Genomic DNA, 14,272 nt, shown 5'->3' with positions numbered 1-14,272 from the left:
TGTCACCCCTCATGGATCCCACGGATCTCACGGATCTTCTTACGGAGCACACGTGTGTACTTCGCATGACCATGCCCAGGGCGAAACCGAGCAGGCCGGAGCCGGAAGACGCGGTTTCCTGCGCGCGACCGCGCTGCTCGGCGCCGCCGCCACGGCAGGGGTCGCGCTGCCGGCCGTGGCCGAGGCGTCCCCGGCCACGGCCGGCTGGCGTCCGAACGCCGACAGCCGCCGCTTCACGCTGGCCGTGATGCCCGACACCCAGTACCTCTTCGACGGGCCGAGCATCAACGCGGCACCCGTCGAGGCCTCCCTGCGCTACCTCCTGGAGCACGGGCGGGAGGAGAACATCGTCTTCCTGTCCCACCTCGGCGACCTCACCGAGAACGGCGCGAAGGACGAATGCGCCGCGATCGGCAAGGCGTTCGAGCTGCTCGACCGCAGGGGCGTCGGCTACAGCGTCCTCGCGGGCAACCACGACGTGAAGTCCTCCACGGACGACCAGCGCGGCCCGACGCCGTACCTGGACGCGTTCGGGCCGCAGCGCTTCAAGGGCAAGCGCACCTTCGGGGGTGCCTCTTCGGACGGCTACAACACCTACCACCTGTTCCGGGCGGCCGGTCGCGAGTGGATGGTGCTCGCCCTGGACTGGCGGCTGTCGGCGAAGGGGTACGCCTGGGCGAAGGACGTGCTCGCCCGGCACCCGAAGACACCCGTCGTCCTCACCACCCACGAACTGGTCGTCCAGGACGACGCGTTGTCGTCGTACGGACAGCAGCTGTGGGACCAGCTGGTCAAGGACCACGACCAGATCTTCCTGACCCTCAACGGGCACTACTGGCCCGCGGGCCGGGTCACCCGCAAGAACGCGGCGGGCAACGACGTCCACCTGCACCTGACGAACTATCAGAACCGCTACTTCGGCGGCGCCGCGATGATCCGCCTCTACCGCTTCGACCTCGACCGGAACGTCATCGACGTCGAGACGGTCTCCCCGTGGATCCTGGGCCGGGCCGCGAAGGGGCTCAACGAGCTGGAGCGGCAGGAGATCGAACTCAGCGGCGACGCCGACCGTTTCTCCGTCGACATCGACTTCACGGACCGCTTCTCCGGCTTCGCCCCGGTGCCCGCCCGTCCGGCGCGCCCCGCGTCGAAGATGCTGATCCGGGACACGGCCGCGTACTGGCGCTTCGAGTCGCCCGTCTCCGGCACCGTCCGCGACCTGTCCGGTCACGGCAACGACCTCACCGTGGTCTCCGTGGGCGGCGGCGAGCTCGGCTGGTCGCCCGACCACCACCCCGACCAGCCCGGCCACGGCAGCCTGGAGTTCCAGGGCTACAAGTCCCCCTTGAAAGGGGCGTACCTGCGCACGGTCGACGGCGCCCCGCTCAACGCGGCCACCTTCAGGAGCGGTTACACCGTCGAGGCCTTCTACCGGGTCCCCGCCGACTGGGACGCCTCGCACCACGCCTGGGCGGGCCTGGTCGGCCGTACCGGCACGGGTGGCGCCGCCGGCAAGACGGAGGGCGACCCCGACGAGCCGCTCGCCACGCTCTCCCTCTCCGACGGGCCCGGCCCGCAGTGGGCGGTCCGCCCGCTCAACCAGCAGGGCATCGCCACCAACTGGGGCGACGAGACCGCGCGCGAGACCTGGTGGCACGTCGCCGTCGTCAACGACGGCAGGCACACCACGCTGTACGTCCAGGGCTGTCCGGTGGCCCGCAACCCGCACGCCACCGCGATCGGCCTCACCTCGGTCGGGCTGCCGTGGCTGCTCGGCGGCTACGAGTACGGCGGCAAGATCGACCAGATCCTGTACGGCCGCCTCGGCGACGTCCGTATCGTCGCGCGGGCGCTGCCCGTCACGTCCTTCATGAACCACTGACGCCCGGCGAGGATGAACATGACCGATCAACAGCTGCCCACCTGGGCGGACCCGTCCGTCACCCCCGCCGACCTCGACCCGCAGGGTGCCTCCCGGCGCGGCCTCCTGCGGCGCGCGGGCCTGTTCGGCGCCGCGTTCGCGCTCGGCGCCGCGGCCGTGCCCGCGGCGGCGTCCGCACGGGGGTGGGGCGGCGACGACCCGCGCCTCGCCTACCTCGTCGGCGACCACCACATCCACACCGTCTACAGCCACGACGCCAAGTACACGTTCTCCCAACTGGCCGCCGCGGGCGCCAAGTACGGGCTCGACTGGATGGTGTTCACCGAGCACTCCAACTTCGGGCACGCCAAGTACGGGGCCGCGCTGGAGCACGAGGAGATCCTCAAGGCGCGTGCCGAGAACCCGCGCCAGCTCATCTTCCAGGGCCTGGAGTGGTACATCCCGGCCGCCGAGCACTGCACGGTCTTCGCAGCGCCCGGCCGGCACGAGGTCGACCTGCTCACACGGTTCGAGAGCGCCTACGACGGCAAGCTGCTCGGCTACGACAAGGGCGGCCCCGCCGACGCGGACACCGCCCGCAACGAGGCCCACGCCGTCAAGGCCATCAAGTGGCTGGCCGAGCAGCGCCGCAAGGGCTACGTCGACGACGTCCTCGTCCTCGCCAACCACCCGCTGCGCCTGGGCATCGACTCCCCGCACGAGATGCGGGGCTGGCGGGACGCGGCCCCCGAGATCATGATCGGCATGGAGGGCGCACCGGGCGCCCAGGGCGCGGCGATCCCCGGCCGGCGCGGAAGTACGTCCATGCGCGGCGAGTACGAGAACAAGCCCTCGGCGCAGTCCTGGCCGGGTTACCCGGCGGAGGCGTTCCTCACGTACGGCGGCTTCGACTGGGCGACCGCGACGGTCGGCGGGCTGTGGGACTCGATGCTGGCGGAGGGCCGCCTGTTCTCGATCACCACGAACTCCGACGCCCACCGCATCGTCTTCGACACCTGGCGCAACGGCGACTGGCCCGCGGGCCAGAACTTCGACAACACCGGCAAGCTGCCCGACCCGGTGAACACCGACACACCGCAGCCGGGCAGCGACTTCTGGCCGGGCCAGTTCAGCCGCACGCACGTCGGCGTGACCCGCTACGGCTACCGCGCCGTGATGGCGGGCCTGCGCGCGGGCCGGGTCTGGCTCGACCACGGGCATCTGCTCGACGGCCTCGACGTCCGCCTCAAGCGGGACTGCGACCACGGCCGCGGCGTCACCCTGGGCGGCCGGCTGCGCGTACGCAAGGGCGAGAAGCTCACACTGAACATCACCGTCACGACGGCCTCCCGGCCCAACCCGCAGGACATCCTGCCGGAGTTGGCGCACGTGGACGTCATCCGCGGCGCGGTGCGCGGCCCGGTGGCCGACCGGGACGCCTGGCAGGCGCCGGACACCAAGGTCGTGACGACGAAGGACGTGAGCGGCCGCAAGGGGACGTACACCCTGCGCATCCCGCTCACCGCCGGGCACGAGTCCTTCTACGTCCGCCTGCGCGGCAGCGACGGCAACCGCCACGGCACGGGCTACCTGGGCGCCTCGGTCGACCCGCACGGCCCGATCCCGCACCCGCCCGGAGACGGTGACCCGTGGGCCGATACGTGGTTCTATTCGAATCCCGTATTCGTCGACGTGGCAGGAGCCTGACAATCTGATGAAGCGTCACTTCCTCACTCCCGTCTGCTTATTGGCCGCCCTGGGGCTCGGCGCGGGCACCGCATCCGCGGCCGGTGACCCGCAATGGGCCGAGTCGGGCACGGCGTACACCGACACGCTGGGCGGCGGGCAGGGTCTCGCCGCCCGGGCGGACGGCTCGCTCCTCTACCGGGGTCTGGCCGACATCCCGCTGAGCCTGCGGATCAAGGGCTGGAACCACGTCGGCGACCCGGACATCGCCCAGGGCCACGTCTTCGACGCCTACCAGGGCCCGGACACGGCTACATCCAAGATGTTCGCGGTGACGACCCCGGCCGGGAAGCGCTACGAGTACGTCCACCAGCTCAACCCGGGTGAGAAGCTCAACAACTCCTTCGCCACGGTCTCGCCCGACGGGCAGTGGCTGGTGTCGGGCGAGTGGGGCGAACAGCGAAGACTCCAGGTCTTCCCCGCTCCCCTGCTCAACCCCGCCACACCACCGACCGGCGGAGACCTCAGGGAGGCCTGGCAGATCAGCCTGGACAAGCCGGTACGCGACATCCAGGGCTGCGACTTCGTGACGGACACCCGCCTGCTGTGCGCCTCGAACGACGCCACGGGCACGTTCTTCCCCGAACCCCGCCCACTCCTCCAGGTGGATCTGCCCCGCAAGGTCGACGGCCAGCCGATAACCGGCGCGGTGAAGTCCCTGCTCGCACTGCCGCAGCGCAGCGTGTGCACGGGGGCGTTCGAGACGGAGGGGGTGGACTACGACGTGAACAGCGGGACGTTTCGGGCGGAGATGATCCCGCCCGGGGTGTGCGCCGTGGCGACGGCCGTGTACTCGTACAAGCAGGTCCCGAGCTGACCCAGAAGTCGTGCGAGGGCCGCGGGGACCGCAGAAACGGTCACCGCGGCCCTCATCTCCCGAACCGAACCGACAAGCCCCCGCCACCTCTTGGCCATTGACCCGCCAGAAGCCGGAAACAACCGCACATCGGGATGATCTGGGGCACGATGGGGAATGGCCGTTGCACGACCACACGGCATGCCGCAGCGGGCGGGGGGCTTCGGAAGGGGGCCGCGCATGCTCAAAGACGTGTATACGGGGGACGGGCGCCGATTAGCCGTTGAGATCTCTGGAGATCTCAACGGTTTTCCGGTGTTCCTGCTTCATGGCACCCCCGGCAGCAGACTCGGCCCGGCGCCTCGGCCCATGCTGCTGTATCACCAGCGAGTTCGGCTCATCACCTACGACCGTCCCGGCTACGGCCCCTCGGACCGGCTGCCGGGACGACGCGTCGAGCACGTCGCCACCGACGTCGCCGCCATCGCCGATGCCCTCGGCGTCGAACGCTTCGCTGTCGTCGGCCGATCCGGAGGCGGGCCGCACGCCCTTGCCTGCGCAGCCCTGTTGTCCGACCGAGTGACCCGGGTGGCGGTACTGGTGAGCCTCGCTCCGCGAGACGCCGACGGCCTGGACTGGTTCGCGGGGATGGCGGCCTCGAACGTCGACGAGTACGCCAAGGCCCTCACCGGCCCCGAGGAGCTCGCAGCCAGTCTGCGTAAACGCTCCGTGGACATTCGAGCCGATCCGCGCCGGCTCCTGGCCCAGTTGCGCTGGGAACTCACCGAATCCGATCTGAGAGTCGTCGCCGACGCCGGTATCCGGGCCATGCTGGTGCGCAACTACCGTGAGGCGCTGAGCGTTTCGGCCGACGGCTGGGTGGACGACGCCCTGTCATTCTGCAGCCCCTGGGGCTTCTCGCTGGACGACATCTCCGTCCCGGTGCTCTTGTGGCACGGAGAACAGGACGTATTCTCCCCGGCCAGCCACACTCGCTGGTTGGCCGAACACATTCCGAGGGGGCGCGCCGTCTTCCACCCCAGGGAAGCGCACTTCGCGTCCTTGCGCGTGCTGCCAAGCATCGTGACCTGGCTGCTGGGCGGCAGGGCCCGGTTGGCGCTCCACAGCTCCTGAGAGGGTGCGGATCACACGGGCAACGGTTCCAGATCTCGGTGGATGCGCTTGCCCTCGCGCACGCTCGCAGTGTGCGGATGATCCTCCCCCAGCAGCCGGGTCAGATCGGCCTGAGCCCTCTCCTTGAGCTGCTCGGCCTCCGGGAGCCGCTCCAGGTCACGTAACGTCACCGACAGATTGGCACGGGCCACGATGGTGTCCGGGTGGTCGGGCTCCAGTGCGGCCTGGAAGCCTGCGACCGCCATTCGCTCCAGTTTCTCGGCCTCGTGCAACTCTCCCAGCTCGGCCTGGATGTTGGCGAGGTTCACAGCGCAGGCCAGCGTGTAGGGGTGGCGGTCGCCGAGCACCTCACGCAGGGTGGCGAAGTTCTGTTCCATGAGCAGGCGCGCCGGAGCCGTTTCCCTGCACCCGCGCAGGAAGATCCCGAGGTTGTTGATCGCGGCAAGGGTGGCCGGATGCCGCTTGCCGGGCGCCACCTCGTACTGGCGCACGGTGTCCTGCGCCAACGCGAGCGCTTCCTCGCGCGCGCCGATGGCATACAGGTCCGTCGCGTAGTTCAGCGTGCAGTCCAGCACGTCGGGGGTGGTCTGGGCGGTGCCTCGCAACCGATAGTGGTCGCGGGTCTGCCGGGTCAGGTCCCGACCCTCCTCGACCCGTCCGGCCTTGCGCAGCGACACCGCCAGACTCTTCGCCGTCCGAAGTGTGTCCGGATGGGACTCTCCGAACCGGCGGACGTACGAGTCGTACCCGGTGTTCAGCAGGGCGATCGAGTCACGGTACTCACCGAGTTCGCGCAGGTCCCGCCCCAGATTGGTGACGCTGCTCAGGGTGGCCGGGTGCTCGGCGCCCAGGTCGTTGCGGCGACGGTCGTAGATCTCCTGGTCCACGTCGCGCGCCTCTGCGTAGCGACCGAGCTGCCGAAGGCACAGAGCGCGGTTGTTCTTGGCGCTGAGGGTACGCGGGTGGTCCTCCCCCAACGTCTCCTGGAAGCCTGTGTGCGCCTCGGTGGCCATCTCCAGAGCGGCGTCGAACCGGCCGACATTGCCGAGGTCGATGGCGAGCGCGCTCGCCGTCATGAGGATGTGCGGATGACCTGCGGGGAGCAGGGTCCGCTGGAGGGTGAGGGTCTCCGAGCCCAGTTGTTCCGCCTCCACGTACTGGCCCATGGTCCGCAGCACGTTGGCGATGTGAAAACGCAGATGCAGAAGCTGGACTTCCAGGTTGGCGACGTAGCGTCGCTCTGCGTCGAGCCGACCCGACGCCCGCCTCTCATGTCCCTCGGACCGGGCGCCCGCCGCGGCCTTCTCCTTCAGTTCTGCGACGAGCCCCCGGCGCTCTGCGAGCTGGCGCTCCCACAGCTCCCGAAGTTCCAGGCCCAGGGAATGGGCCGAGTTCAGGTCTCCACGCCGCCAGAGATAGCGGAGCCGGTCGATGAGTAGCTGCCGAGTCTCGGGCTCGTCGCAGGTACTCGCTTCGGATGCCTCCAGGTGCGGCCAGATCGCCGCGAACTGAGCCTGGTTCAGCGGGTCGTCGATCGGCTCCTCACCCGAAGGCCGGGCGCCGGCCAGGATGCGGTGGACGACGTGCTGGGCATCCAGTTGTTCCTGTGCGGTGAGCTGGGAGCGGATCACGGCCTGCACCAGCCGGTGCACCTGGATCGACTCCGTGGCACGGTCGACCTTGGCCAGCGCGAACCGGCCGATCTCCCGGATCACCTGTCCGAGCACCATCTTTTCCTGCAGCGAGGGGTCCTCGTCGGCGAGGACGCGGATCATCTCGTCGCCGTAGAGCAGTTTGAGAGAAATCGGTTCGGCAGCGAAGAACGCACACAGTTGCAGCAGGCGTACGGCGGCCGGCGACCGCTGTTTGAGCCGCTCGATGGAGACATTCCACGTCGCACCGACCGGCTTCGGATAGTTGGCGGGCTGGCTCAGCGACAGGACACGCTCGGCCTGTTGTTCCAGTTCCGCCAGGTACGTGTCGACGGGGGTTCCGGTCTCCGCCAGCCAGGCACCAGCCTGGTCGAGGGCCAGGGGCAGGTCGCCCACAGCGGCGGCGACCCGGTCCGCGTCCTCGTCCGAGAGGTCCGCGGCCCGACGCCGCAGGTGCTCGACACTCTCCTCACGCAGGAACGGGTCGATCTCCAGCGCTTCGCCGTACTGAAGCCAGGTCTGATTGCGAGACGTGACCAGGACGTGGCCGCTGCCGCCGGGGAAGTGCTGGCTGACCTCCTGTGGCTCGTCGGCGTTGTCGAACACGAGGAGCCAGCGCTGCATGGCACTCGACTGGCGCAGATAGTCGCGCACCTCCTGCGCTACCTGTGCCGCCTCGTCGCCGACCCTCAGTTCGAGCCGGCCGGCGAGCGTCGCCAGCGACGAGACGATGAGCTCGTTCTGCTCCGAGGGGATCCACCACACGAGGTCGTAGTCGGCGGCGAACCGGTGCACATACTCCAGCGCGATCTGCGTCTTGCCGACACCGCCCAGTCCATAGAGGGCGTACACGGTCGACGATCCGGTGGAGCCGCGATCGGCCAGCCCGTCCCTCAGTCGCTCCAACAGCGCGCTGCGGCCGGTGAAAGACGCGTTGCGCGGCGACACGTTCCAGAACTCCGGCGTGTTGCCGGGGAAGCGTGCGTCCGGCGCCACGGCATCGTCGGGCAGGTCGGTCGGCAACGACGGCTTGCCGAGAGCCCGCAGCAGCGCGGAGGCTGCGTTCTTTTCCGTGGTACGGACGAGGTCGACCGAGGACGACTCGCTGAACGCGGGCGCCAGGCGGAAGTCACCGACGCGAACCGCCACCACCTGGCGGCGTCCGGTGGGGTCGCCGCCCGTGGCAGCCTCCCACACCTGACGGGCCCGCCCGGAGCGCTGGTACGCCGCCGAGACCACGACGACGGTGCGGTCGGCCGGCCTCTCCGCGCCGTCGCCCTCACCACCGACGTATCTCGGCATCACGCGGAATCCTGCCCGGGTCAACAGAGCGGCGATCCACTCGGCCCACATCCGGTCCTCGGAGACGTAGCTGAGATGCAGATCGGCCGGGAGGTGCGAACGCGTGCGGGTGAACACCTTGTTGACGCGGCGGCGCTCCTCGTCGTCCATCCGCGGCAGCGAGGTGACGTCACGGTCAGTGATCACGCTGCTGAGCCGTTCGAAGGCCGACAGCAGGGAGGTCGGATTGGCGCCCGCTTCGTCGCCGAAGGTGGCCAGCATCTCTTCGTATCCGTAGTAGGGGCGATACGGGACTTCGACGGAACCCCAGTAAGCGGTGAGTTCGTCATCGGTCATGCCGGCGGGGAACCCGTCGAACTTCGCGCGGGCCAGCGACCGACCCGCGTCCGCCTTTTCCTTCTCCCCCTCGTCGATGCGCATGGGGACGGGCAGGATGCGGATACGGCGCCGGTGGAATCGTTCGTGGATGTCACGGGCGACGAAGGAGGCTCCGTCGATGCTCTGGTCGCTGAGGGTGAAGCAGTCCACCAGGATGTCCGGCAAGTGGGCCGTGCAGATGTCGGCGATGTCGGACAGCCCGGTGCGGCTGTCGATCAGCACGTAGTCGTAGTTCTCGCGCATGTCGTCGCGCAGGGCGTCGAAGAACGCACCGCCGCCGAGGTTGTAGAAGTTGTCCCAGTCGAAGACGCTGACCGTCGCCGAGTAGTCGCGGTTCTGCTGTCCTGCGGACACCAGGTCCAGGGTGCCGGGCCCGGGAAAGGTCCAGTTCAGCGACACGGCGTGACGCTGGATACGTGCATAGTCGCGGTACCAGTCCGGGGGCCGGTCCTCGGTTGAGCCTTCGCCTCCGGCCGCCCACGCATAGTCCTTGAGCAGGTCGATGACACCCGTTGTGGCGCCCAGCGTCGCGGAGTCGAGAAATGGATGGAAGAAGCGGTGCAGGCCGGGCGCCTCCAGGTCCCAGTCCACGGCGAGCACCCGCTTTCCGTTGGCAGCAAGGATCCAGGCGGTGTTGGCGAGAGCCATCGTCCGACCGGTTCCGCCCTTGTACGAATAGAACGTCACGATGCGGCCCTGGTGGCCGTCTCGTTCCTCTTGGCTGCTCATCGCGGAAACTTCCTCCTCAATGTCCCGGCCGTGTCCAACTGGGCGGACCACTCGCTGATGACCCGGCGGCGCCCAGCTTGAAGCGCGGTGTGCTCGCGTCGGGCAGCGATGCGCCGGCGCTGTGGAGGTACGAATTCGCCGCCGCTTCCACGACTTGCGGCAGCAGTGTCCTGAAGGACCGTAGGTCCGGGACGCTCAACGCAGCGGCCCGGCCGCCCCGCCGTTGACGTTCCGCGGCGCGTGGGAGAGCGGTATCCAGGTCGACAGCCAGATCGTGCTGCGCGGCCCGGCCGGCGGGGTCGGCGCTGTTCCACGGCACCACGAGACCGGTCGACGGGCGATGACCGGCGTCCAGCTCGCTCAGCCGCGCGCGGTGTTTGGGGTCGCTCAGCACCCAGCGGTCGAGCAGGAGCACCTCCGGGCAATCGGGCGCCTCGGACGTGTCGTCGAACTCCCGCACCACGACGCGGTATTTCAGGCCCTCGACAATGCTTGCGGCCATGGCGGCCAGAGGTTGGCCGGACTCGGGGTAAAAAGGGTTCCAGTGGAGGGGAGTTGCGCCGTAGTAGTCGGAGCTGCGGCCCTCGGGTAACCGATCCAGAGCACCCGCCGCCACAGTGATACGCAGTGTGCGGCCTGTCGGCGACGGCACGGCGGCCTCGGGCGCGAAAGCGTCGTCCACCGCTTGCAGGTGTCTGTGGTCCCCGGGTTCCACCATGACGTTGTCGCCCACCTCGACGATGCGATGCGCCAGTTGGAACACGGCTCGTTCGTAGTCGGCACGGAACGATCTGACCTTGATCAGCCCGTACAACCCGAAGTTCTGATACCGCTGGCCGAGTTCGGGGTGCGCGTACTGCACACTCCGGACCCGCTGTGGGAGTTGGTTGTCGCGCACGGGTGACCAGAGGGCCGGCACCACCGCGCTGGGCATTCCGCTGCGCCTGTCCCCCTGGTAAGACGCCTGCCGACGGCTGAAAACGGTCCACTCTTTGCCGCACCAGGGACTGATGAAGTAGCGGGGGGAGTACAGAGGCACGAACACTCGGCAAGCGGCCAATGATTCGGCGAGCGAGGTGGGCCAGTCCTGACCGGTCCGCATCGAACCGTCCATGAAGCCGGCCCGGTCCCCCGAGACGGTGGTCATGTTCGTTATGTGGCCGCAGAGGTCACGATAGAGGCGGCGGACCCATAGGTTCGGATCGGAGTCGTCCACGCCGTCCGACGGGGTGTGGGCGTAACTGAGGAAGAAGTAGGGCCCCGCAGCACCCGCCCCCATGGATTCCGTCGACACTACGCGATCCCCCGATCCCGCCTCAGCCCCGCGAAGTGCGGACACTCAGTGTAGGAACCCCGCAGCGTTTTGTGACGGGTCTGCGAGAATGCTGGGTGGACGATTTCCGGCCAGCCATTGGGTGGCGAAGTCCACGGCCTCTTTCAGGGGGAACAGTCGGGCATCGCCACGGCCGACCTGCCCGCGCCGCACGACCGGTTCGGATCTGTCGGCGTCGGGCGCTTCGAACGCCGCCCCCAACGCGCCGAAGTCCCTGTCGTCAAGATCGACGTCCTTGTACGACATCCAGTGCGGCTCGCCCGCCCGCAGGACCACGCAGCGGTACTCCTTGAAAGGGGCACCGTGGACCCGGTACTCGGCCAGGTGGAAGGCACTGCACACTTCATAGCCGACGCCGAGCAACAGCACCTGGGCCCCGGTGCGGTACAGGCGCGCGAGTGGCGAGCGCTCTCCCAGGTGGCATTCCTGGTCGTGATCCGCCATCAACTGGGAGGCACGGGCGCCCAGGGCGGCGAAGGAGGTCTGCGGATGCACACTGCGCACCGCGCCGTCCGCGCATCGCACGGTTTCGGCGAGCTTGCCCATGTCCTCGGAGGGCGTGTTCGCAGGGTCGAAGGCAGGCATGCCCGAGAGATGCGCATGGCGCTGACGCTCCGACATATGTCGAGTGGCTGCCCGATACGTGCGCGAGGTATCGGAGTTGCCGGCCGTGAACGTGGGCACGACCACCGTTCCGGCGGAGCCCAAGACGCCGCCGAGGGCGGCCAGGAGGGTGTGCGGGACGGCGCCCAGCCGCCGCAGAGAAGCATGCACCAGGAGGGTGGCCCCGGGCTGGACGCCCAGCGCTTCGAGACTTGCGGCGAGTGACCGGGCGTCGGTCACAGTGTCCTCCCCATGCCTTCGACGAGCCGGCGCCCAAGCACGGTCAGCGAGGCCGACGCCGACAGTTGTGACCACTGCGCCCGTGTACGTCGGGCCGACTCGGCATGGCTCCGCAGAGCGTCCGTGGCGACACGCGCGTAGGTGTCTGCGAGCAGCTCACCTGCGAGGACGTCCTTCTCGTCGTACAGCTCGCACACATCCAGCAGGACATCCAGGAGCCCCAGCCGGTATCCGCGGACGAGGTCCTCCGCCATGCGCATCGGATCCGGATCGAGGTGGACACCCAGGGCGCTGAATCCCCCTCCGGGGAGCAGGAATCCGGGGTCGGCCGGAGCGGCCAGCGGCGTGACGAGCCGTACCTCGGCCGCCATGGCGGAGGCGGTCGCGGGCAAGGCGTTACGGATGCACGCCCACGCCTGCGGCAGCGCACACTGCCATCGCTCGACGTCCTCCTCCGTCAACCGCTCCGCCGGCGCACCGCCAAAACAGTCTCGGAACGGGTCGATATCGTCCAGGACGATGTCCAGCCCGTCGCCCCGGACCCTGCGCACCGGCTCCCAGTCCGGCGCTCCGGCCGTAATCTGACTGCCCGTCACTACCGTGTGCCCGTGGGCATTTGGAGTGCGCAGACGCCCGAGCATCGGAAGGTAGGCATACCCCTTTGACACGGGTACGGTCACTTCCTCGACGGCCTGTGCGGGCAGCGCCACAGCCGCCACGAGGGAGGCCAGGTGTTCGGTAGGCGCGACACCGGCCAAGCAGCGTGCGGCCCAGGTGCGTGCGTAAGGATGGGACAGGAGCGGTTCAAGGAGCGCGCTGTCGCGACGTCCGAGGTCCGCGGCGATCCGCCAGGACGACCACCACAAGTTCGCTTCGTCCGGCTGGACTTCCCGCTCGATCACGCCGATCAGCCCGCGAGTGACGGACTGCCGTGCCTCCTGGAGCACACGGGTTGCGGTGCCGCCGTCCGTGCCGTCGGCCAAGGCGTCGAAACCGTCGATCGGCCGGTTCGCGCCGGCGCCGGTGCGGGCGTCCAGGGAACGGATCAGCTCCATGAGGTCCTCGCAATAGACTGACGGATTGTCAAAATGCGAGCCGTCACCACGGTAGCGGTGTGCGAAGAGTCCACCTCCGCAGGAGCGCACCACCGGGCAGTCCCGGCACTGCTGACACAGATCGCTCAACCCGTTCTGACGCGCGGCGATGCCGGGATGGTCCGCGACGTCGTCCAGGGTGTGCCGGAAGACGGTCCTGCCGGTGGCGGGTGCCCCGTCGTAAGCGACTTTGAGCGAGTCTGCCTGCTCGTACGTGCCGTCGGTCTCCACCACGACCACGTCGGCCGATTCCAGTCCCATGGCTTCCGTGAGGCTGGGGCCGCCGCCGAGGGTACTGATCACCGAGTCGAACAGGCGCACCGGCATCGGCCGACCCTGCGCGCTCCATCGATCATGAACGGCCAGGAGCCATGCCGCATACGGGGCGGCTGCGCCCTCCGGGCGAAGGGGCGGAGCGTCCCAAGTCGCGTGGGGCAGGAGGAAGTCGATGCGGGGGGCTCGGGTCGCAGCCAGGGAGTCGTACACGGAGAGCGGATCATTTCGTACATCGATGGTGCACAGGACGCCTGCGAAGAGGTGGCGGTAGCGATCCTCGTTGAGGAGAGTGATCGCTCTCTGTACTTTGTCGTAGCTGCTACGGCCATCCGCATAGAGCCGATAGCGGTCATTGGCAGCCCGATCTCCGTCCAAGGAGAGTCCCACCCGGACATCGAACTCGGCGAAGAGATCGAGGTAGCGCTCGCTGAGTTGAACACCGTTGGTGTGGATGCGGAGATCCAAATCGCACACGCCTTGCAGGGCGGTGCGCAGTTGTTCGCAGATACGGCGTAAGCGTTTCGGCCCCGCCAGCAAGGGTTCGCCTCCGTGCAGGATCACCTGAACGGAGGCGAGGGCGTGACTCTTGGCATGCTCGGCCAGCCGCAGCGCCGTCCAGGAGACGACCTCTGCCGAGATCACCCTGGGTCGATCACTCCAGCTCTGATCGGCAGCCTCGTACACATAGCAGTGCTTGCAGGCGAGATCGCACCTGCTGTGCACCTTGAGTACTAACTGACGTAGCGGACTGGGCGAACTGGTCACAATGAAGTAGTTGTTGCCATCAAAGGGACGAGTTGAAAGTCACCCCTGTCTTCGTGGGCGCCTGGACGGACGACAGGGCGCGACGCACTCCTCGGACGCTCTTCGGGTCGTGCGGAGCGTCGAAACGCACCGGGGCCTTGGGGGACCCGGTGACGCCTACCGACTGCACAGACGCGCTTGCAGTGGTTCTTGCTGGAATGGTCACGGCATTCCTTGTCGAAGTCGTACGGCCCCGAAGGGCAGAGGTGAGGGACCACCCCGTCGGTGATTCGACGAAGTGGCGTGTGTCAGCACGCTACGCCAGGGCAAGCCACAGCGCCTACCGGCGGGGCCGAAGTGGGGCCTGTCGAGTGATGGTCACTG

Annotated in this window: 8 protein-coding genes; 4 read left to right on the top strand and 4 right to left on the bottom strand. The window is 68.6% G+C overall.

The window, feature by feature from the left end:
- The first annotated feature begins 52 nt into the window (after positions 1–52).
- The 4 genes from ACZ7M7_RS13365 to ACZ7M7_RS13350 all read left to right on the top strand — a co-directional run bounded on the left by ACZ7M7_RS13365 (position 53) and on the right by ACZ7M7_RS13350 (position 5,537).
- The gene (locus tag ACZ7M7_RS13365) at positions 53–1,882 is read left to right on the top strand and encodes a LamG-like jellyroll fold domain-containing protein (protein ID WP_472115825.1); all 1,830 of its coding nucleotides are present in this window, start codon (positions 53–55) and stop codon (positions 1,880–1,882) included.
- A gap of 18 nt (positions 1,883–1,900) precedes the next feature.
- Positions 1,901–3,568, top strand: coding sequence for a PHP domain-containing protein (locus tag ACZ7M7_RS13360; RefSeq protein WP_472115822.1), 1,668 nt, complete (start codon positions 1,901–1,903; stop codon positions 3,566–3,568).
- 7 nt (positions 3,569–3,575) lie between these two features.
- The gene (locus tag ACZ7M7_RS13355) at positions 3,576–4,424 is read left to right on the top strand and encodes a hypothetical protein (RefSeq protein ID WP_472115819.1); all 849 of its coding nucleotides are present in this window, start codon (positions 3,576–3,578) and stop codon (positions 4,422–4,424) included.
- Positions 4,425–4,643: 219 nt separating this feature from the next.
- Entirely contained in the window at positions 4,644–5,537 is an 894-nt protein-coding gene (locus ACZ7M7_RS13350; protein WP_427843937.1) for an alpha/beta fold hydrolase, read from the top strand.
- 11 nt (positions 5,538–5,548) lie between these two features.
- Here ACZ7M7_RS13350 and fxsT read toward each other — a convergent pair whose 3' ends face one another.
- The 4 genes from fxsT to ACZ7M7_RS13330 are packed head-to-tail and all read right to left on the bottom strand — an operon-like array spanning position 5,549 to position 13,909.
- Positions 5,549–9,598 (bottom strand): FxSxx-COOH system tetratricopeptide repeat protein, encoded by a 4,050-nt coding sequence (fxsT, locus tag ACZ7M7_RS13345; RefSeq protein WP_472115816.1) that lies wholly within the window; start codon positions 9,596–9,598, stop codon positions 5,549–5,551.
- Between the two features lie 16 nt (positions 9,599–9,614).
- Positions 9,615–10,877, bottom strand: coding sequence for a TIR-like protein FxsC (locus ACZ7M7_RS13340; protein WP_472116651.1), 1,263 nt, complete (start codon positions 10,875–10,877; stop codon positions 9,615–9,617).
- A gap of 60 nt (positions 10,878–10,937) precedes the next feature.
- A complete protein-coding gene (locus ACZ7M7_RS13335) occupies positions 10,938–11,774 on the bottom strand; it encodes an AAC(3) family N-acetyltransferase (protein ID WP_472115813.1) in 837 nt (278 codons plus the stop codon).
- Positions 11,771–13,909: an FxsB family cyclophane-forming radical SAM/SPASM peptide maturase gene (locus tag ACZ7M7_RS13330; protein WP_472115810.1), complete on the bottom strand. Its 2,139-nt coding sequence runs from the start codon at positions 13,907–13,909 to the stop codon at positions 11,771–11,773. Before ACZ7M7_RS13330 ends, ACZ7M7_RS13335 begins: the two co-directional genes overlap by 4 nt.
- Between the last annotated feature and the right edge of the window lie 363 nt (positions 13,910–14,272).

The organism is Streptomyces sp. NPDC111606, assembly GCF_055656945.1.
Note: the sequence above shows the minus strand (reverse complement) of the source record. Positions and strands in the feature narration are given on the sequence as shown.

What these genes read in the sequence shown, in the direction of transcription:
- ACZ7M7_RS13350 (WP_427843937.1), top strand. Translation starts at nt 4,644, where the DNA reads ATGCTCAAAGACGTGTATACGGGGGACGGGCGCCGATTAGCCGTTGAG.
- ACZ7M7_RS13340 (WP_472116651.1), bottom strand. Translation starts at nt 10,877, where the DNA reads ATGGGGGCGGGTGCTGCGGGGCCCTACTTCTTCCTCAGTTACGCCCAC.
- ACZ7M7_RS13360 (WP_472115822.1), top strand. Translation starts at nt 1,901, where the DNA reads ATGACCGATCAACAGCTGCCCACCTGGGCGGACCCGTCCGTCACCCCC.
- ACZ7M7_RS13355 (WP_472115819.1), top strand. Translation starts at nt 3,576, where the DNA reads ATGAAGCGTCACTTCCTCACTCCCGTCTGCTTATTGGCCGCCCTGGGG.
- fxsT (WP_472115816.1), bottom strand. Translation starts at nt 9,598, where the DNA reads ATGAGCAGCCAAGAGGAACGAGACGGCCACCAGGGCCGCATCGTGACG.